The organism is Wolbachia endosymbiont of Folsomia candida (genome assembly GCF_001931755.2).
Taxonomy (GTDB): Bacteria; Pseudomonadota; Alphaproteobacteria; order Rickettsiales; family Anaplasmataceae; genus Wolbachia.
Genome location: NZ_CP015510.2, coordinates 1,646,030 through 1,666,892 on the forward strand (window position 1 = coordinate 1,646,030; position 20,863 = coordinate 1,666,892).

Below are 20,863 nucleotides of genomic sequence, written 5' to 3' on the forward strand. Positions count from 1 at the left end.
ATTCTTGCTATCAAGAGCGGCAAAAATTGAAGAATGTTTAAGAGTATTTTCACATTTAGTTTTTTTACTGCCATTTCAAGGATTTCAGGTTTAATAAGGGACGTATTCATTGCTACAGTCATCGGTGCAACTTCTCTTGCGGATATATTTTTTTCTTCATTTCGTTTTGCCAATCTATTTCGTGCATTTTTTGCGGAAGGGGCATTTACCACATCATTCATACCGTTGTATTCAGCAGAATCGCATGATGAAAAAAAGGCGTTTAACTTTGCAAGTAGTGTAATATCTATCACGCTCATTATCCTGGTGATTTTTTGCCTTATTATGCAAATTTCCTTGCCTTATATGGTTCAAGTTTTTACTCCTGGATTTGATCAAAGCAAATTTGCTCTTACTGTTACTCTTTCAAGAATTATGCTGCCTTATATAATTTTTGTTTCAGTAGCATCTCTTATTGGAGGGATGTTGCAAGTAAATCAGCATTTTGCCTCAACAGCGATTGCACCAATTATTTTGAACCTCTGTTTGATTATTAGTTTATTTTTACCTTACATTGAAACTCCTGCGCACAACCTTTCTATAGCTGTGCTGATAGGAGGAATTTTACAGCTACTTTTGATAATGTTTAGTGCATACAAGTTAAAGGCAATTTTTTCTTTTAGTTTAGAATTGAGTGACAAAGTAAAGTTATTTTTTAAGCGCGTTATACCTGCAACTGTCAACAATTGTGTAATGCAAATAAGTGTGTGGATTGACACAATCATGGCAAGTTTTATACCAAATGCAGTATCTTATATATATTATGCTGACAGGTTAAATCAATTGCCACAGGGAGTGATTGGTACTGCAATCGGTACAGTGCTTCTACCATTAATTTCAAAGCAGGTGAATGATACTGAAAGCATAATCAAAATACAAAATAATGCTCTGAATATTGGGTTAATATTAATTATGCCAATAACTGCTGCTTTTATCATTATCCCTGATATAATTTTAGTTACGCTTTTCTCCTATGGTCAATTTGATCTCTATGCTGTACAGCAGACCGCTTCAGCGCTAATAGCATTTTCTCTTTCATTACCAGCATTTATTATAAATAAAGTGCTACTACCAACCTTTTTTGCTAAAGGCAGCCTGAAAATACCAACTATATTCTCATTAATATGCCTTGGAATTAATGTTGTACTGAATTTTTTGTTAATGAGTAACTATCAACACACAGGAATTGCAATTGCTACTTCTATTTCCACTTGGATAAACTCTATTTTGCTTATTAGTTATTTAAAAATAAATAGAACGTATAGAGTGAGCAGAACGCTATTATTAAATATTATAAAAATTTTCATATCTACAATAGTTATGTCAATAGCGCTTTATGGTTTTAATTCCTTATCTGCAGTGTTGTTTTTCGATAAAATGCTTGTTCGTGTTGTTTATTTAGCAACTTTAATAATTTTTAGTATCGTTACATATTTTAGCACTTTTTATTTAATACTTAGAGGAAAGTTTAAACATATATAAATGTAATCTAAATGCACAACAAACAGCTTCATAATACTGTAGCACATGCCTCCTCTCTTACTGCTTCTATATTTTCCACATTAGGCTTATCAAAACATCTACTTACACAACAACCTACTCCAGCTCCAAGCAAAGCACCAGCAACAGCAGCTCCAATAAATATTGATACAGTAGCGATTGGACTTAAAGTAGTAATTCCTATCATACATGCTAGCCCTGATCCTAAAGCTAAACCTATAACTGAACCAACTGCTGCACCAATGAATATATAATGGTGGTTGCTGTTGTTTTTGGATTTTGCTTGCTGGTTCAATGGTTCCTTCTGCGTTTTTACATCATCTGCAAAACTTACCTTTTTCTTTTCTAGTTCTGAAGGAGCAACATGATTACGTATTGGTGCTCTGGGCTGCTTCTTCTCACCGTTTCCTGTTACAGGTTGTTTTAGTATCTATTGCAGATAGATCAATAGTACTGCTTGGAGCTGCTTGTTCGACATTTTGGTTAGGCTTTTCCACTTGTTCTGCAGGCTTTTTTGGATCTTCTTCTGGTGTATCAATAGCAGGGCTTGTAACTTCTACTATAGGCCATCTTCTGCGTTGTTCATTTTGTGGTGAATTATAATTTAAGTTAGCTTTAACTGCTTCAGTAAGCCTTTTAATTATACTTTTATCTTTATTTTTTAGAGGTTGATCATAGCCTTCTCTTTGTACATTTACGTTATTACAATACTTGATACAATCATTATGATCTTGAAAGCTATCTAGATTAACAAGAGAATATTGCTCTAACCATTTTTGGACAAACGTATTATGTGTATTTGCTTTGAGCCAGTTGAAATATTCTTCTCTTTTATCATTGTCTTGACTTTTTAATTTCCAGATTAAGGAGTCAAGTAAATTATTGTCCATTACGTAAGTTATTGGATCTTGACCTTGAATTTTTTTATCGTTATCTACTGCCCAAGCTATATAATTCTTATAACCAGAAGCAATATAATCTTTCAAATTCCAAAATTCTTCACTATTTGCAAATTGTCTTAGTAAACCTGCTTGTTTGATTATTGCCTCTGCTAACTCGGTTACCAGATCTAACTCTTTTTTTGTCCTAAGTAATGGCTTTTCATAAAATAAAGCTCTATGTATTAGAGACTCAACATACTCAATATTTTGAATGGCTGGACCAGTCGCTTCCTTTATTTCCTCACTTAATTTGATGTAATTAACAACAGTACGCCATTCCGTATTGTAACCATCTTTAACCTCAGGATTAATCATGTATTCAAAGCTTTCTATATACTGAAGATAATTTGTATATTCTAAGTTATCAAACGAAGAAGTCATGTCTACTTTTCCATATACCTCTTTAGCTATCTTATTGCCATCTTCACATTTAATACCCATAACACCTATGTTTCCACCATGCAAGTCATAGTAACCTAACAGCATCATAGAGGTTATAATTTTTTCAATACCACTTACCTCTTCATTAAGCTCTTGATTTATACAATTAATCAACTCCTCTTTGATGCCTTTCGCTTTCTTGATTTCTTTTGTTATTTCAGCTAGAAATTTTTTATTAAATTCCTCGGTATTAAGCCTAGCAGGAATTGTATTAAGTGATTTGTATAATAAAGTTAATTCTCTAATTTCTTCCTTTGTTTTTTTTATCAAAGGCCCATTTTGATAGTGTTTCTCACTCCAAGAATTTAATGATCCTAGTAATTCTTTTCTTTTATTATCTGTTTCTTTAATATAAATTTGCAAAGGCCAAGAGAGCAATTCATATACAGCCTCTCTCTCCATATTTTTACACTGTTCAAATATTTGGACTAATATATCTTTCAATTCAAGCAATCCTTGCAATTCGGTATATTCAGGATCTTCTTTAAGCCCATCATATTTATTTTTATCCAGCTTTCCTTCAGCGTATTCTTTGTTTAAATATTCTATAATATGCTCATCACTTAACTTTTCCAGAATATTATCAAGAAATTCTTCAGGTTCTTTCATTTTTTTTTGGAATTTCTTAATGAAGCCTTTCAATTCTCCTACAGTGTAAAGGGAAGTAGCCATGTATACTGCTAACTCATTTTGCCCATCTTCATTACTAAGTTTTTTACATACCAGATGTAAGAGTTTTTCTGCCTTTTTTTCATGCATATATTCACACAATGTAACAAAATTATCTAGAAATTTCGATTTTAGTGCTAGTGGGTGAGTTTCGCATCCAGGATTTTTTACTAACGTGAATACAGGTGATCTATCATAAAGCAGTACATTATGATAAAAAATACCTGCAATAACTTCTGTAACTGTTTCTTCCAGAGACTGAAGTTTTTCTACAAATCTGGTACCATTGCACGTGCTATCTTTATAGGTTACAGTTTTTGCATCATTAGTACTAGGGCCAGCTGTTTCTTTAAATTCATTACTTGAGTGAATAACAACATTGTCTTTTAGGTGCTTGTTTAAGATTGGTGGAATCACATGCTTGGATGGAACATCTTGAAATGCCTCACGTTCTCTTGAACGCGTTTTCTCTATTTCATTAAGTATCCCATCTCTATTATATTCCTTCTTTTGTATATCAATAAATTTATCCCATTTTGTCTCAACAAATCTATTCCATTCTTCTTGAGTGTATTTCTCTTTTTGATTATCATGACTTGTTTTCATATTCTGTCCTATTGAATAATAACATATGTAATGATATTACCTAACATCTTAGCAATTGTCAATCTCAACAAAACCTACGCGCGATAAATTTATTTCATTTAAACTATCACTCTAATTTTTTCAATTTTCGTACCACGTACATAAATCCATTGCTTCCTATGCTACGTTCTGCCCATTCCCATTCACATTTTGTACTTCTTCTGCTCCATCAATCTTAGTACTGGGTTTTAATACACCATATGTAACACCGCTAGCTCCAAATGCTAATGTTGCAACTATAACTATTGCTCTTGGTATATTTAGTGATTCAGATGCAACAGCATCAGTTGTAAAGAGTACTGCTGCTATAGCAGAACATGATATTGCAGTTGAACAACCAGCAATAAGACCTTTTATAACTGCCTTCTTCTCTACAAGCTGTTTTATATATCCATTTTTGTTAAGATCTATTGGAGTGTTACCATTTTTATCTTTTGATGAAGGGTCTGCTCCCTTTAGCATTAGAATACTTATAATCTTTCTTTCATTATCCTTAGCGGCATAATGTAGAGAAGTTGAACCATTTTTATCTATGGCATTAACATCTGCACCTGCGTGCACTAGCACGTTTATTGCTTCTACATTTCCATACTGAACGGCTGAATGCAAAAGAGTACATCCATCCTTATCTATGGCATTAGCACCTATTTTTTTTGTTTTGAGTAAAGTTGTAACTGTTTCTGCATTTCCAAATTTAGCAGTTACATGTGGAAGAGTATTTCCATGTTCATCTGCTATGTTGATATCTATATCTTTTCTCTCTAACAGAGAATTTATTATCTTTATATTATTACCGCTAATAGCTCGATGTAGAGGAGCATATCTATCATTATCCACTACATTCACGTCTACGTCTTGCCTTTTTAGCAGAGAATTTACTACCTCTACATTGTGACCAATGCAAGCATAATGCAGAGGAGTACTACCACGTCCTTCAACTATATTAACATCTATATCTTCTATTTTTAATAGGGCATTTACTAGTTTCTGGCAGTTGTACATGGTGGCCAAATGTAGTAGTGTTTGCCCAAAATCGAATTTATGATTCACATTAAAGTGATGCTTCTTCCACTCTGTATATTCACGATGTTCTTGCAACCCCTCTTTTATTCTTTTTATTATATCATTTTGATGATAATCCGCATAAACATCAACATCACGTAATATTCTTTCCCAAAACATTAATTTTACCTCTAACCTTCACAATATTTAATTATCATGTATTATGGAAAAAAGTCAACTACAGCTCAGTGTATAAGATGAATCAGTTTACTAAATTCTAAAAAGTAGTCAGAATTAAATAAGTAAATAATTTATAAATCTCTAGTGCTGAATCGCCAAGCAAAGGTGTTGATCTCAAACATATTCTGCAGAATCGCAATATGGTATGATCATATGCTCTTTATTGATTTGGTTAACATAATCAGCAGGGAGTTTTTTTTTGCAAAAGATGTCTATCACAACATATTGCAATTATTCGGCATAGCAGGGCTAGGTGCTATGGCAAGGCCGTTTGGTGCTTTCATATTTGGTCACGTTGGGGACAGGTATGGAAGAAGAATAGCATTGCCGATTGCCATTTTACTAATATCGATACCATCAAGTCTAGTTGCATTTATTCCAAGTTATGATCAAGTTGGTATAGTTTCTACTATATTACTCCTTGCAATTCATGTTACACAAGGGATTGCACTTGGCGCTGAACAAGGAGGCAGTTCTGTTTATCTCATAGAGCATTTATCTAATAAGAAAAAAAAATTAGGAATGTTTTTTGGAATAATAGGTTTTGGTCGCTCTATTGGTATTTTGCTTTCCGCAGTGATAGTAATCATCTGCAAAAAAACTACTGACTTCAACGCATGGGGTTGGAGACTCCCGTTTGTTTTTTCAGCTTTTTTGGGAATAATTAGTGCATATAGTATATATATATTGGGAGAAACTCCAGTGTATGAGGCAAATCAAAAGGAGAAAAAAACTGATTTGCCAATAATAGAACTCGTAAAGCACTACAAGAGGGCTCTTATACTTGCTGTGTTGATATCGGTTCCTGTGAACGTCGTTGTTGGATTTGCTGTATTCCTTCGAACACTTGCAAAAGAGATAGTATCAATGGAAGTGTACGTAACAACATATATCAACGAGATTGTGTCTATTATAACCAGCATATTAATGCCGATATCTTCAATCGCACTTGGAATTTTAGCTGATAAAGTTGGGAAAGAGCGCACTACAATCGTGTTTATAGTGATTACAATGATACTATGTTGTCCTATGTTATCTATTGCATATTACTATAAAAGTTATCTTGCGATTATGCTCAGTGTAATGGCTCTTTCAATATTGGAAAGAGGTATAAATCCCATAGGAATAGTAACGTCTGAGCTATTTCCTACAAGTGTTAGATTTAGTGGTGTTAGTCTATCGCGCAATATCTCTTTTGCGCTCCATGGAGGGTTTACTTCTATGATATGCATTTGGCTCACCATCCAATTTCCTCAAATCAATTTTGCAGCTGGGCTCTACATAATATTTTGTCTATTAATCAGTCTAGTGGCAATATTGCAAATAAAACCACAAGATAAAAAATTCGACTGGTGAGGTTTTACAATAAACTTCTTGCTTTTGTTACTTATTTGAATTTCATATTTATTCTATGCTGTTTTTAGAATGGTATTTCTTGATATTAAGAGCGCTATGCAGAGGTCTATTGCTTATTGCTGAATAAATGCCAAGAGTCTTTGGTGATTCATGGCATTTATTTGTATTTTCTTAAGCAAAAAAACGAGAAAAAAATCCTAGCTGTTGAGTAGTGTTTGTATTGCTTACATTTGTATCAGGTTCAGCACGAATTTCATTTAGCTCTTTGTCATCGACGAGTTCTTTGAGTTCGTCATCATATTCTTGAGGAGATTCATCTATACATTTACCTTGTTTGTATGCAGCACCGACTATTCTGTCAAAACAATACACTTTCATTTTCTTGCAAGTAGGCTCAATTGCATCATGAGTTTTATCACAAGCTTGTTGAATAAAACTTATATCACGCCCAAAAAAGCTTGAAATAGTTTTTTGCACATTTATAGTTGTACCATTTACCTTTATATTTGCTTCTTCTGTAAATTTTATTGCGTTAGAAATAGCTTTTAGACCCCATGGTAGATACTCACCTGTATACTCACCGCATAATAATGCAGATTTCATAAAAGTATCGTAAATTGCTCCTGATGTGGAAATCACATAGTCAATTTCAGGAATGTTTGTACTGTAATCATTGATGCCAGTGAATCCTTTGTATCCTTCTTCATCACGAATTTCTTCAAAAACTTCAGTATTGACTGCTTTCAATTCTTCATCAGAAATTTCTTCAAAAGGTTCAGTATCGTAATTTTTTATGACCTGTTTATCTTCAGGATATGATCCTTCAAAATGATTAGGTCTTCTTAATATATTAACCATCTTTTCTACCTATATATTAGAATAATACTAATATCTTAACCTAATATTAATGAAGCGTCAAGCATTACTTTAATTTTATAGTTAAGTAATTAATAAAGTTAACTGTTCCGTTTTCCAACCAAAGTAATGAATATTTGCTCTATGTCAAAATTCATCTTAGGGCGCCAAAGAGGACCGTCCAAATGCATGTCTACATATATTGGGCTACTTTGATCTGGAGGAATGAAAAAGAACCTGAATATAGAAATTAAAGCGAAGTTAGATAAGGTTAAATTTGAAGAGATTGACCCTGATGCTTGATCAATTCCGAATTGTAAACTAATTGAACATGTGCCATTGCTAATATTTGCTTTTCCGCTAACATTTTCAAAAAACGTCTGCCCATTGTATATATCAACATGAGCAAATTTGGAAATTTCAGATTTATTCTTACTGCTTAGCAAATTAGTGATAAATGAATTGAAATCCACATTAGTAAATTCTATTCCTTGCGTTTGTAAATTTACATCTCCTGATAAACTATTTGCCCAATCATGAAAGCTTTTGCCTTGAGTCTTGATTGTACCACTTAAGCTTACCTGACCATTTACATTGTCAATTCCTATAACATTACCAATCCTTTTAGTATCCAAATTTGCAATAAAAAATTTTGTATACATTGAATTTGATCTTAAATAACCCTGAAAAAACACTTGTCCATGTTCTAGTGAGTAATTTACCTGTCTGATAGTAATAGTGTTGTTTCTCATCATCGCATCAAGATTAAAGTCCTTCAAAATACTTTGCTCAGTTTTAAATTCTGCGATATTGACTTGTACATTTGCATCAAAGTCTACTTTATTATCCAAAAAATTAAATTGTTCTGTTGACCACCCAATTTGATTTATCTCGTTTCTTGAATTTATTTTTTTCTCTAGTAGATTCGGTATTTTAAAAATATTTCCATTAAATTTACTGCCAGTAAGATTAACGTCCAACAGCGGTTTTGTGTATTTTTGATCCATTAATATTTTTGCATTACCAGCTACATTGAAATCATCTCCATATAGCTTTATTTTATCTGCATTTAACTTACCTTTTTCTATATTGAGTAAAAAGTCTAAGCCTTTAATTTTCGTATTATTCAATGTAAAGTCATTAACACTTATCTTTATGTTGCCGTCGTATTTCAAATTTTTTAGCCATTCTATCTTAGATAAACTGCTAAATAATGAATAATTATATTTATCTGTATTAAGATTATGTACGCTAAACCCACCATCAATCACATTGTGTTTCTTTGTGTGACTTATTTTAATTGACCCTTCCAAAAATTCTTTGTCATTTAGTAATTTAATTTCCGAGATAGATAATATTCTTGGCGCAAAGTGTAATTTAGAACGCAACATGAATTGATTTTTCTGACTCTCCTCCATCTTTATAGAAGGAAAAAAACATAAAATGAACGACCCGAAATCATTTCCTTCAACTAGCAAATCACCGTTGAATTCAGATAGGGTATTATTATTTGAGACCTTTCCTGATAAGTAAGATATATTATTAATTCCAGGAAATTTAAGAAGCGTATTAACTTTTATTTTTCCATCAGCAAATTTTAGTACAGCATGAAAGTTATCTAATACTTTTTTTTGGTAATTAATATTAGAAGCTTCCATATTAAAATTTAAGCTCAAATTCTTTGGCACAACTTCTCTAAAACATTCTAGAAATTCCTTTAAATCCGTTGTTTTTTTTGAGTCACTGTGTATGAAATCTAAATCAACCTTGCTGAAGCCAATATTGACATTAGTGTGACCATCCTTTCTATTATTTTGTATTTTACCGCTGGCCTCAATACTTTTGGAATTAATTTCTAAATCATTTACTGCAAATTCGTTTTCATTGATGCTGATATTCGATGATATCTTGATATCTTCACTAGGAATAATATGAGAAAGGAAGTTAAGATTAGCAGCTCTCACCAAATTACTTATGGAATCCGAATTATTATTAACCATGAGTGTTAAATTACCCTGAAGGTCTTCTTTATTTCTTTTACCTGTAAATAGTAAATTTATAAAATTTGACTCAACATTAATATTTACATTCTTTTTTGTGATGTTAATTTTCCCTGAAAAATCATAATAATCATTGCCTATCTTTATTTCACCAAATAATTGTCTATTTTTTTTTACAACAATCTCTTTTATATTCACAACATTGTCATAATCAGCAAAATTATTCTTTAAGCTTATTTGACTGTCTCTTATTGCTACATCAACTATTCTGCTATTGGTTTTTGCACTCATGACGTTAAATAAATTTTCTTTATTGCTTTTCATGCCAAGCAAGGTAATTGACTTTGGCTGTAGTGAAAATAAAAATAACGATAAGAGTGACGGCCTTACTTCGATTTTACTTACATTAATTAAATCTGATAACTTTTGCTCTTTGTTTTGGTTATATTGTATATAAACATTATGAATAGTAAGCTTTGGAGTAATTAATGAAACTTCAACTTTTCCACCAATACGTATCTTAGCATCATATGTTTCCTCTAATTCCTGTATAATATATCCTTTGTAGCCACTCCAGTCCTTAAAAATTGCCGCAACGTGCATGAGAATAATTAGCAGCGAGATTGATAATGCAGTATATAAAGAAAGTTTCATAATAGATCTCTTATGGTATAACCCCAGTGCTCTTACACAGGAATAGATTTGCTCAATCACAGCTATAAAAACTAGTAGCTACTGACAAAATTCATTACAAAGTAGGCATTTAACCAATTAATGGTAAATATGTTACAAAAAATAAGAATCAGTAACAAAGGTGAATATAACAATTTTTGGAAAAAAGAGGAAATATTTTTCATTTTATACGCTTTTTAGTGTTTTTCACACGAGATCTATTGCTTTTCTTTGTGCTTTTTCTTCAAACGCATCCCAGAGGTCTTTTTCTAGTGATTTATTGTATAATTTATTGATATAAACCACTCCAGTGGGTGAAGTTGTGTTAATTTCAAGCAGGAAATCACCCATAATGTCTATACCAACAAATATTAGCCCTCTTTTCTTTAACTCAGGACCAATTTTGCTACATATTTCATTATCTCTATCACTCATTTGAGCTTGTTCAAAACTTGCACCAAGTCTTACGTTTGTTCTGATTTCCCCACTCACTTTTGGAACTCGTTTCATTACACCAATTGGTTCACCATTTAGTAACAATATTCTTTTATCTTTCTCTATATCTTTGCAGAACGATTGTGCAATTAATGGGCATTCATATTTTGCTATCATGAGATCCACTACCACTTGAATGCTACTTTCATCTTGTATTCTTATTACATCATTTCCACCATAGCTATACAATGGCTTCAGGATAATATCCTTATAATTGCAGTAAAAATCTTTAATCATTGATATGTTTTCAGTGATCAGAGTTGGTGGAATTAATTCTGGAAACAGCGAAGTTATTAACTTTTCAGGATAATTTCTTATTTCTGTTGGATTATTGATTATGAGTGCACTAGTTTTTTCTAAGATATAGGTTGTTGTGATATAGCGCATATCAAATGGTGGATCTTGTCTGATAAATATAATATCCATTTCGTTCAAGTTGATTGCCACATCTTCTTTAGAAATGAATCCAGAATGATCAACTGTGACTTTCTGAGCTAGAGCAATTGGACAACCATCTGTCATTCCAGAATTCTCTCCCGTCATCTGAATAGCTTGACTACTCGGATCAATATTCCTGTTCCCTCTAGATTCCAGCGTCACGCGCTGGAATGACACCGATATCGGTTTCACCATTGGTTGATTCAATTTTAGTGCTAAATTATTAGGAGTGTATATATAGATAGAATGATCTCTCCTTTGTGCTTCCTTTATTAGTGCAAATGTAGTATCAACCTCAAAGTTTATACTCTCATCCATTTGAAAAGCAATTTTCATTTATATTCCCTCACTGAGGACGGTGTCATGCAAGTAGTGTGACAATTGGATCCATCTTATTTTTATCATGTATATTATATGTTCCGAGAATCTGTTGCCCATTGCATAAGAGGATGGTGTCATTCCAGTGCTCCGACACTGGAATCTAGTTAATAATTTCATCATATAAATCTTTCCTATCTTGGTTTTCTTGTTCAATTAAATCGATTTTCCATTGCAAGTATATAAATATAACAATTTTCCATAAACTTAGATCCCAGTGTCACGCACTGGGATGACAGGAGAAGGATACAGAGATGACAATAGACGGGCCACTTGTATGACAAATGTGGATGACCGACACCAACACTCAATTCATTCTACCTAATGACGTAATTTACTATGCCTATACCGCACATAACTTACAACTTGCTTCACTCCATTTATCTTTCTTGCAATTGCTATTACAGCTTTTAATTCCGCTTTGTTTTGCGCTATGCCCATCAAATAAACAACTCTGTCTACCGTGTTAACACTATAATTAATTGATTTTATATTTCTTTTTCCAAGAAGTCTTGTTGTTATTTCCGCCGTTATCATACCATCTGCAGTAGTGTCTAATATAGAGTTCATGTTAATTGGTGTAACTCTTATTTCATTTATTACTTCTTTTATTTCTTTTTGCTGCCAAGCTATTTTTTCTGCTGTAAGCTGCTTTTCAGGAGTATCAACGTTTCCTATAAGCAACACCCTCCCTTCACTTACTTTAACTTTTATGGAGGAAAATAGACCATGTTTTAAAAGCCCTTTATTAATTCTGATTACCATGGTTGTATCATCAATAATATTACCCAAGGATTTATCTTGTTGCATTGTTACAGCCGTTGCTGTCGCTGTAGCTATCACCCCACCTATTATCAGGCTCGTACAACCACTTTGTGTAATCAGAAAAATTATGAGTAAGAAGCTTGTTATTAATCGCATTATTGATTTCCAGGGCATAGAGCTTTCATTAAAAAATGTTAATAAGCTTTTTGGGTTGTGTAAATACTAGAAATTAAATAGGGCTTTAAACCTTGAATATTTTTAATATGATGCATATAATTGGCTTACTGAGTTAGAAAATTTCGCGGATATGGCGGAATTGGTAGACGTGCCAGGTTTAGGTCCTGGTGAGCTTGCTCGTGGGGGTTCAAGTCCCTCTATCCGCACTTAAGGTCATGTGGCTTATGTTTTAAGGAAAAATTTATAATCACTAAATACACTTTTGCTTATAGAAAAAACGGTTCTTAATGATTGTATTTAACTTTAATTCTGGTAAAATGACTTTGTTAAGATATAATTAAAATATTAATAAGTGGATTGTAATGTCTAATAATATATCTCAAAATGCAGTTGAAGTAGATACATCAAGCAGCATATATACTTATAAAGAGCTTAGTGTAGATAAGCTGAAACATGAATATGAAATTACAGTCAGTAATGACTATATAAAACAAAAGGTAAATTCCAGATTACAGGAGATAGCAGAAAATGCAGCATCACCTGGATTTAGAGCTGGTAAGATGCCTTATGACCTTGTTGTTAAAAATTATCAAAATGAAGCTTTACAATATGTCGTGAATAATGCAATTGATCATTGTTCAGATGATTTGATAAAAAAAGTTAAGGTTGAATCTCACATTTATCCAAAAGTTGATGTGACATCATTGCCAGATTTAGATAAAGAAAATGACGAGGGTGATTTCGTATATAAATTATCTTTTGAGTCTATGCCGGAAGTACCAGCGATAGATCTTGAAAAAATAAATCTAAAGAAAATTGAAGCAAAAATTGAAGACGAAGATACAAAAGAATTTATTGATTCCATCAAAGAAAAATTTCCTAATTTCGTTTCTGTTGATGATGCTTCTTATCAAGCAAAAACAGGGGATAAACTTGCAATTGATTTTGAAGGGCGGATTAGGGGCAAGCTTTTCAAGGGTGGAAGTAGCAAGGATTTTGTCGTTAATTTAGGATCTGGAACATTTATTAATGGTTTTGAAGATCAGTTAACTGGTATGAAAAAGGGGGAAGAGAAAAGCTTTCAGTTGAAATTTCCTGAAGATTATCAAGTAATTTCCCTTGCAGGACAGGAATCTGATTTTTCTGTTCGTGTTAATGATATTAAAGTTGTAAAAGATTTTGAAAATGAAGACGAAGTGGCTAAAGTTATGGGATTTGAAGGTTATTCTTTACTCATAGATCATGCAAAGAAAATGATTGGTAATCAGTGCATAGAAATGACAGATCTTTTAGTGAAAAAAGAGCTGTTTGATTATCTGGATGCTAATTATAGCTTCGATTTACCTACAGATATAGTAAAACAGGAACAGCAGAGAGTGGAAAGAGAGTTGGGTGCTCAAGATAACTCTAACAAAGAAGCTGAAAAACGTGTAAAGCTTGCGATGTTATTTATGAAATTCAGCACAGATCATAAAATATCATTAACTCAAAATGACATTTTGAATGTCATTGTAAATCAATATGTGAGTAGAGATGTACAATTTGATACAGTACTTAAACATTTTAAGTCAGACAGACAATTTCAAGAGTTAGTTAGAGGGCAAGCACTTGAATATAAAGTTACAGATTACATACTAGAAAAAGTTAACAAAGAAGAGCAGGTTGTTTCTGTGAAAGAATTAAAAGAATTATTTGATAATATTTAATAGGAAAATTCATGACTCTTATACCAATGGTAGTTGAACAAACTAGTCGCGGCGAACGTGCTTATGACATTTATTCAAGACTTGTAAAAGAAAGAATAATTTTTGTCACTGGTCCTGTTGAGGATCACATGGCTAGCGTAATAGTAGCACAACTTTTATTCCTAGAATCAGAAAATCCTGATAAAGACATTTACATGTATATTAACTCACCAGGTGGTGTTGTAACTGCCGGTTTGTCGATCTATGATACAATGCAGTACATAAGACCAGACATTTCAACTTTATGCATAGGTCAAGCTGCATCTATGGGCTCTTTGTTACTTGCAGCGGGCACAAAAGGCAAACGTTATTCTCTACCACACTCAAGGATCATGATACATCAACCATCTGGTGGTTATCAAGGTCAAGCAACTGATATAGAAATACATGCTAAGGAAATTTTGCGAATTAAGAAAAAGCTAAATCAAATTTATGAAAAACATACTGGGCACTCACTAAAGAAGATTGAAGCAATGATGGAAAGAGATAAATTTTTGGATCCTATAGAAGCAATGGAACTTGGTTTGATTGATAGGGTTATAGCCGAGCGTACGGATATTACGGTTGAAGGAGATAAGGTCAAAGAAAAGGTAGATTAATGGATAATAATAATGATTTACACTACTGTTCTTTTTGTAATAAAGCACAAGATGAAGTAGATAAATTAATTACTAACTCTTCAGATGATTTAAAGGTATTTATTTGTAATGAGTGCATAGAATTATCTCATAGAGCAATAGGCCAAGAAAAAGGTAGATCCTTTAGTTCAGATCATATATCTGATATGAAACTATTGCTAAAGAAGCCTGAGGACATAAAAAATTTTCTTAGTAAACACGTTATAGGACAAGAGCATGCTAAACATGTTCTGTCTGTGGCTATGCACAATCATTGTCAATCCATGGTACAATTTAATGCTATAAGTGATATTGAAATTGAGAAATCAAATATAATGCTTATTGGTCCCACTGGTTCTGGTAAGACTTTATTAGCAAAAACACTTGCTAAAGTTTCAGATGTGCCATTCGCTATGGCTGATGCAACAACTTTAACTGAAGCAGGTTATGTTGGTGATGACGTGGAAAGCGTATTGTCGCGTCTGTTACAAGCTGCAAATTATGATGTTACAAAGGCACAGCGAGGCATAGTATTTATAGATGAAATAGACAAGATAACAAGAAAGTCTGAAAGCACTTCAATTACCCGTGATGTTTCCGGAGAGGGGGTGCAACAAGCCCTACTTAAGATTATGGAGGGTACGGTTGCTTATGTTCCACCACAAGGTGGGCGAAAACACCCTCAACAAGAGTTTATACAAGTAGACACTAGTAAAATACTTTTCATTTGTGGAGGAGCTTTTGAAGGACTAGATAAAATTATTGAAGCAAGGAAAAAGGGAACATCGGTAGGCTTTGGAGCAGATATAAGCCATGCTAAAGATAAAAAGAAGAAAAATGTTTTACATGAAGTTCAACCTGAAGATTTAATTAAATTCGGGTTAATACCTGAATTCGTAGGGCGAGTTCCGATAACTGCTGTTTTAGATGAATTAAGTCATGAAGATTTAATACATGTATTGGCAGAACCAAGGAACGCCCTAACAAAGCAATACAAAGCATTGCTTGCATTTAGCAAAGTAAATCTTGAATTTTCAGATGAAGCGATATCAGCTATTGCTGAAAAAGCTATAAGTTATAAAACAGGTGCAAGAATGTTGCGTGCTATTCTAGAGTCGCTTTTGCTTGACGTTATGTATGCAGCTGGAAATGGAGAATTTGAAGGTAGTACCATAGTACTCACTAAGAAAATGGTAGAATTAGGAAAAGCAACAGTTAATCATAATAATAAGAGCAATATTATGACAGTTAATGATTAATTTGAGGCATATATATGAACACTGAACGTGCTGTGACACCTAATGCTGTCCCGTTACCTGTATTACCATTAAGAGATTTAGTGATCTTTCCAAACATAGTGGTACCTTTATTCATAGGTAGAGAAAAATCTATTAATGCACTGGAGTATGCGGTAAGCGGTAATCCATTAAAGGAGATTTTTCTTGTTGCACAACGCGACGGTTCTATCGACAACCCTGAGCCAGAAGATCTTTATGAAGTAGGTGTGCTAGCAAACATTATACAGCCGTTGATAAAATTACCTGATAATGCAGTAAAGGTTGTAGTACAAGGGGTAAGTAGGGGGAGAGTAGTAGAATATATTAGTTCTCATGCTTTGTTACAAGCTAGGGTGGAATTAGACAATCATTATCAATATGAAGAAAATGATGCTGAAGATAATGTTGATTTAGAAGCTTTGAGACGGTCTGTTATAGATGCATTTGATAGTTGGTGTAAGCTAAACAAAAAAAACCAGCCTGAGGTTGTTATTAATCCTATTGATCAAATAAAAGAAATTGATCAACTTGTAGATACCATTGCTTCATATTTAAATATAAAGATATCAGATAAGCAAAGCATACTTGAAGCTTATGGCTTAAAAGACCGTTTAAAAAAAGTTTTTTCTTTTATTGAAAGAGAAATAAGCATTTTGAACGCACAAAATCGTTTATACAAAACAATTAAGTCCCAAGTTGAAAGCACTCAGAAAGTTTATTACCTAAACGAGCAATTGAAAGCTATACAGAAGGAGTTAGGTGAGTTTGAGAATGGTGATGAAGGGAATGTACTCAATGAATTCGAGAAAAAAATAAACGAAACACAACTTTCTCAGGAAGCAAGAGAGAAAGCTATGGCCGATTTGAAAAGATACAAAAAGATGAATCCTATTTCACCTGAGGCTACAGTTATCTCTAGCTACTTACATTGGCTTCTTGATTTACCATGGGGGAAATATAAAGATACAAAGATTAATTTAAATGCCGCAAAAAAAATCTTGGATGAAAACCATTATGGTATAGAGAAAGTAAAAGATAGAATAATAGAATTTTTGGCAGTGCTAAAAAGAGTAAAAGAGATAAAAGGCCCTATCCTTTGCTTAGTTGGACCTCCAGGGGTTGGTAAAACTTCTCTGGCAAAATCTATAGCAAAAGCGGTGGGAAGAGATTTTGTTCGTATATCTCTTGGTGGCGTACGAGACGAATCTGAGATACGCGGACATAGAAAAACTTATATTGGGTCAATGCCTGGCAAAATCATTCAGCACATGAAGAAAGCTAATTCATGTAATCCACTTTTTTTGCTTGATGAAATAGATAAGATGGGTGCTGATTCACGTGGAGATCCTGCATCTGCATTGCTTGAGGTTTTGGATACTGAGCATAATAAACACTTTACTGATCATTATTTAGAAGTTGAATTTGACCTTTCAAGTGTAATGTTTGTAGCTACAGCGAATAGCTTAAATTTACCACATGCTTTGCGTGATAGGATGGAAATTATACAATTGTCTGGGTATACTGAAGATGAAAAAATTAATATTGCTTCACATCACCTTATTCCCAAGTTAAAAAAGGAGCATGGTTTACATCAGAAGGAGTGGAGTGTAACTAGTGATGCATTATATAAATTGATACGCTTATACACACGTGAAAGTGGTGTACGTAGTATGGAAAGAGAGCTTGCGAAGCTCATGAGGAAGGCAGTTAAAGAAATATTGACAGAGAAAAGTAAAACCATATCTGTAGGAGATGACAATTTACAAGACTATTTGGGAGTGCGTAAACATACCTTCGGTATTGCAGAAAATGAGAATCTAGTCGGGGTAGTAACTGGACTTGCTTACACTGAGACAGGCGGTGATATTTTAATGATAGAATCAGTCATAATTCCAGGAAAAGGAGAAATAAAATATACAGGAAAGCTTGGAGAGGTTATGCAGGAATCTATAAAGGCTGCATATAGTTATATTCGATCAAATTGCTTGTTTTTTGGCATAAAGCCTGAAAAATTTCAAAACAATGATATACATTTGCACGTACCGGAAGGTGCTGTACCAAAAGATGGGCCTTCTGCTGGTGGTGCGGTATGCACGTCCATTGTTTCCCTTATGACTAATATACCAGTTAACAAAAGTGTAGCTATGACAGGTGAAGTAACCTTGCGCGGTAGAATCTTAGCTATTGGTGGTTTGAGAGAGAAGTTGCTTGCAGCGCTCAGGGGAGCAATCAAAACTGTTATTATACCCAGCGAAAATGAAAAAGATATGCAAGATATCCCAGCAAATATTAAAGAAGGACTTAATGTAGTTTTTGCTAAGAATGTTGATGAAGTCATAAAAATTGCTTTAATCCACCCACCTTCTCCGATTGAGGGTGAGAAGCAAAGTAACACGCCTTCCTCAATAGAAAATAAAGAAGATACGCTTCCTTTGTCAGACACTCTAAAGCATTAGCACCTGCTAAGCAGCGACGTTAGAAGTCAATTAAAAAAGCAATAAATATTAGATCTATCTTAAGAGTTAATTAATATATAATAAGTTAATATCTATGTTATAATAATATTGATTAAGAAAGTTAGGAAGTAGAAGCAATGTCTAGTGTTAATCGTGTAATTATAGTAGGTTCAGGTCCAGTTGGAGCGTTTATGGCAGCGCTAATTTCACAGCTTGGTATACCAGTTACTGTTTATGAAAAGCGTGAGAAATTTACAAGAAGCATTAACGTAAAAATAGAACCCGGTTTTTTTCAAAAGGCGCATGAAGTATTGAAAACATTGGGAATAGATGACAACTTTTTTAATGAGATAAACAAGAGTTTAGGTGAGAGTGACAATAAAATAGTTATAAAAGATTTAGAAGAAAGATTAAAAGCACAAGCGGTATCACTCGAGGCTCAATATATAAGAAAAGAAGTAAATTCTTTTGAAGAAGTATATGAGAAACATAAAGATTCAGACCCAATAATACTGGATTGTACTGGAGCAAAAAGTAAGCTCAGGACTAACGCATTTGATGGTGATGAAGATAACATGGTGACCATTCCACTTCAACATGCAATGTACATTAACTTCAAAGCAAAGAATGTTAAGCCTACTGCTTTACATCAAGTGATGAAAAATGTTGGGGATATAAAGCTTGCGGATATTGTTGCAAGTCAAAGTGAGGACGAAATTACTAATGTAACAATTCCAGTTTTTATAAGCGACGAGCTAGCACGTGCGTTTGATAAAAATTACCCCAAAATCAATCAAAACCCTTTAAAACCTTTTCAGACTGCTGATCAAGTGCCAGACGAAATCCTTCATCCAATCTCTTCTATTATATCAACACTTGTGCTGAAGGGGTGGGAAGTGGATCTAAGTAGTGTAGTGGTGAAAAAAATAGAAATAGATTGTGGCTATGCTAAAAAAAGAAGTAATGATAATTATATTTGCTTGGGTGATGCAGCAGTTCATTTGGCATTTTTTAGATCTTTGAACTTAGGATTAGAGCATGCTCTAAAGTTCTTTGTAGCATTATCAAACTATCATCAAGGTACTGAAGAACAAGTTTTGAGTGATAAGGAAGTTATAAAACAGTTTAAACGAGATAATCCACATCTGAATCCGATAGAAGTACATAAAGCTAAAGGAAGAAATTCATATTTAGTAGTCACTAAGGCAATGCGCCATGGTTGCTTTCATTATTGCTTAACAAACCATAAAACAGAAAAGCTGACTGGATTTTTTGGAATTGGAAGAACACATGTTAGTGGGGAGTTAGAAAAGCTCAATAACAGACTGGATAACTGGAAAACTGTATTAGAGGAGTTTGAACTAGAAAGAGATAGGGATATAAAAAATGAAATAAAAGGCAATAAACGTAAGAACGTTCGATACAATTTTTTAGCACGACTAATAAGTGGATTCACTGGCCCTTCTGCTGCAGTTAGTGAGAGTATGAAAGAAAAAGCATATGTAAAGTTATTATATTCGCAAAACTATGAATCATTTCTTGGATATTTTAAAATCTTAAAAGGATGTGGTATATTAGATCAGAATGTAGATAAAAAGAAAACAATAGATTTCGTTGCAAAGTTACTCAATGAGTATAAACAACCACATAAAGAAACGGAAAGTAAAACTTTACTAGGCAAAATAAGGAGCTTCTTTTATAAATGTATCAAAAAAGTCAGAGAATTTATCACTAATATTTTTAGTAATAATAATCTTAAAAAAAATGAATTATTAAACAAGTTAACAAATATATGTGAAGATAACACATGCTCTGTTGAAGATAAGATAAACTCAATAAATACGCTTGTAGAAAAAATAGGATCTTTTATAAAAAGTGATGTTGAGCTAAATTTTGTTATAAACTTAATCAAGAATACTATAAAGCAGAGTGAACCTCCAACGTTGAAAGAAAAAGCCATTTTAGAAAACGGTCAAGTTCGAGAATTAGAGCCAGAATACTATACGTCAAGTACGATTGATTCTATGACTGATGTGGAAAATGCCAAGGCAAAAGCTGATTCACCTAATAGATAAACTCTCCAACGAGAAAGCAAACTAAAAACATCAACCTTTGGTGTCATTCCAGCGCGTGACGCTGGAATCCAGCCCTTAAT

At 33.2% G+C, this 20,863-nt stretch carries 14 protein-coding genes and 1 tRNA gene; 8 read left to right on the plus strand and 7 right to left on the minus strand.

The window, feature by feature from the left end:
• Positions 1–33: 33 nt before the first annotated feature.
• The gene (gene murJ / locus ASM33_RS07535) at positions 34–1,521 is read left to right on the plus strand and encodes a murein biosynthesis integral membrane protein MurJ (RefSeq protein ID WP_110409713.1); all 1,488 of its coding nucleotides are present in this window, start codon (positions 34–36) and stop codon (positions 1,519–1,521) included.
• Between the two features lie 28 nt (positions 1,522–1,549).
• On the opposite strand, the gene ASM33_RS07540 is transcribed toward murJ, so the two are convergent.
• The 3 genes from ASM33_RS07540 to ASM33_RS07550 all read right to left on the minus strand — a co-directional run bounded on the left by ASM33_RS07540 (position 1,550) and on the right by ASM33_RS07550 (position 5,417).
• Positions 1,550–1,834, minus strand: coding sequence for a hypothetical protein (locus ASM33_RS07540; protein WP_110409712.1), 285 nt, complete (start codon positions 1,832–1,834; stop codon positions 1,550–1,552).
• Between the two features lie 103 nt (positions 1,835–1,937).
• Entirely contained in the window at positions 1,938–4,196 is a 2,259-nt protein-coding gene (locus ASM33_RS07545; RefSeq protein WP_110409711.1) for a hypothetical protein, read from the minus strand.
• Between the two features lie 156 nt (positions 4,197–4,352).
• Positions 4,353–5,417, minus strand: coding sequence for an ankyrin repeat domain-containing protein (locus ASM33_RS07550; RefSeq protein WP_110409710.1), 1,065 nt, complete (start codon positions 5,415–5,417; stop codon positions 4,353–4,355).
• Between the two features lie 165 nt (positions 5,418–5,582).
• Here ASM33_RS07550 and ASM33_RS07555 point away from each other — a divergent pair, with 165 nt between their 5' ends.
• Entirely contained in the window at positions 5,583–6,833 is a 1,251-nt protein-coding gene (locus ASM33_RS07555; RefSeq protein WP_410543255.1) for an MFS transporter, read from the plus strand.
• 171 nt (positions 6,834–7,004) lie between these two features.
• On the opposite strand, the gene ASM33_RS07560 is transcribed toward ASM33_RS07555, so the two are convergent.
• The 4 genes from ASM33_RS07560 to ASM33_RS07575 all read right to left on the minus strand — a co-directional run bounded on the left by ASM33_RS07560 (position 7,005) and on the right by ASM33_RS07575 (position 12,592).
• Positions 7,005–7,691, minus strand: a complete 687-nt coding sequence (locus tag ASM33_RS07560) for a hypothetical protein (RefSeq protein WP_110409708.1) — start codon at positions 7,689–7,691, stop codon at positions 7,005–7,007.
• Between the two features lie 98 nt (positions 7,692–7,789).
• Positions 7,790–10,342 (minus strand): AsmA family protein, encoded by a 2,553-nt coding sequence (locus tag ASM33_RS07565; RefSeq protein WP_110409707.1) that lies wholly within the window; start codon positions 10,340–10,342, stop codon positions 7,790–7,792.
• A 225-nt stretch (positions 10,343–10,567) separates the two neighbouring features.
• Positions 10,568–11,629: a glutathione synthase gene (gene gshB, locus ASM33_RS07570; RefSeq protein WP_110409706.1), complete on the minus strand. Its 1,062-nt coding sequence runs from the start codon at positions 11,627–11,629 to the stop codon at positions 10,568–10,570.
• A gap of 363 nt (positions 11,630–11,992) precedes the next feature.
• On the minus strand, positions 11,993–12,592 hold the full coding sequence (locus tag ASM33_RS07575; protein ID WP_110409705.1) for a BON domain-containing protein: 600 nt from the start codon (positions 12,590–12,592) through the stop codon (positions 11,993–11,995).
• A gap of 145 nt (positions 12,593–12,737) precedes the next feature.
• Between ASM33_RS07575 and ASM33_RS07580 the strand changes: the two genes are divergently transcribed.
• The 6 genes from ASM33_RS07580 (at position 12,738) to ASM33_RS07605 (ending at position 20,783) form a co-directional block, all read left to right on the plus strand.
• A tRNA-Leu gene (locus tag ASM33_RS07580) sits at positions 12,738–12,819 on the plus strand.
• A gap of 156 nt (positions 12,820–12,975) precedes the next feature.
• Complete coding sequence (gene tig / locus ASM33_RS07585; protein ID WP_110409704.1) at positions 12,976–14,319, plus strand: trigger factor; 1,344 nt, start codon at positions 12,976–12,978, stop codon at positions 14,317–14,319.
• Between the two features lie 11 nt (positions 14,320–14,330).
• Positions 14,331–14,957 carry an ATP-dependent Clp endopeptidase proteolytic subunit ClpP gene (clpP, locus tag ASM33_RS07590; RefSeq protein WP_110409703.1) on the plus strand — a complete coding sequence of 209 codons (627 nt, stop codon included), beginning with the start codon at positions 14,331–14,333 and terminating at the stop codon, positions 14,955–14,957.
• Complete coding sequence (clpX, locus tag ASM33_RS07595) at positions 14,957–16,234, plus strand: ATP-dependent Clp protease ATP-binding subunit ClpX (protein ID WP_110409702.1); 1,278 nt, start codon at positions 14,957–14,959, stop codon at positions 16,232–16,234. Before clpP ends, clpX begins: the two co-directional genes overlap by 1 nt.
• 14 nt (positions 16,235–16,248) lie before the next feature.
• Positions 16,249–18,708 (plus strand): endopeptidase La, encoded by a 2,460-nt coding sequence (gene lon / locus ASM33_RS07600; protein WP_110409701.1) that lies wholly within the window; start codon positions 16,249–16,251, stop codon positions 18,706–18,708.
• A 137-nt stretch (positions 18,709–18,845) separates the two neighbouring features.
• Complete coding sequence (locus ASM33_RS07605) at positions 18,846–20,783, plus strand: FAD-dependent oxidoreductase (protein WP_112477251.1); 1,938 nt, start codon at positions 18,846–18,848, stop codon at positions 20,781–20,783.
• The last annotated feature ends 80 nt before the right edge of the window (positions 20,784–20,863 follow it).

What these genes read in the sequence shown, in the direction of transcription:
- murJ (WP_110409713.1), top strand. Translation starts at nt 34, where the DNA reads ATGTTTAAGAGTATTTTCACATTTAGTTTTTTTACTGCCATTTCAAGG.
- ASM33_RS07545 (WP_110409711.1), bottom strand. Translation starts at nt 4,196, where the DNA reads ATGAAAACAAGTCATGATAATCAAAAAGAGAAATACACTCAAGAAGAA.
- ASM33_RS07550 (WP_110409710.1), bottom strand. Translation starts at nt 5,417, where the DNA reads ATGTTTTGGGAAAGAATATTACGTGATGTTGATGTTTATGCGGATTAT.
- ASM33_RS07560 (WP_110409708.1), bottom strand. Translation starts at nt 7,691, where the DNA reads ATGGTTAATATATTAAGAAGACCTAATCATTTTGAAGGATCATATCCT.
- ASM33_RS07565 (WP_110409707.1), bottom strand. Translation starts at nt 10,342, where the DNA reads ATGAAACTTTCTTTATATACTGCATTATCAATCTCGCTGCTAATTATT.
- gshB (WP_110409706.1), bottom strand. Translation starts at nt 11,629, where the DNA reads ATGAAAATTGCTTTTCAAATGGATGAGAGTATAAACTTTGAGGTTGAT.
- ASM33_RS07575 (WP_110409705.1), bottom strand. Translation starts at nt 12,592, where the DNA reads ATGCGATTAATAACAAGCTTCTTACTCATAATTTTTCTGATTACACAA.
- tig (WP_110409704.1), top strand. Translation starts at nt 12,976, where the DNA reads ATGTCTAATAATATATCTCAAAATGCAGTTGAAGTAGATACATCAAGC.
- clpP (WP_110409703.1), top strand. Translation starts at nt 14,331, where the DNA reads ATGACTCTTATACCAATGGTAGTTGAACAAACTAGTCGCGGCGAACGT.
- clpX (WP_110409702.1), top strand. Translation starts at nt 14,957, where the DNA reads ATGGATAATAATAATGATTTACACTACTGTTCTTTTTGTAATAAAGCA.
- lon (WP_110409701.1), top strand. Translation starts at nt 16,249, where the DNA reads ATGAACACTGAACGTGCTGTGACACCTAATGCTGTCCCGTTACCTGTA.
- ASM33_RS07605 (WP_112477251.1), top strand. Translation starts at nt 18,846, where the DNA reads ATGTCTAGTGTTAATCGTGTAATTATAGTAGGTTCAGGTCCAGTTGGA.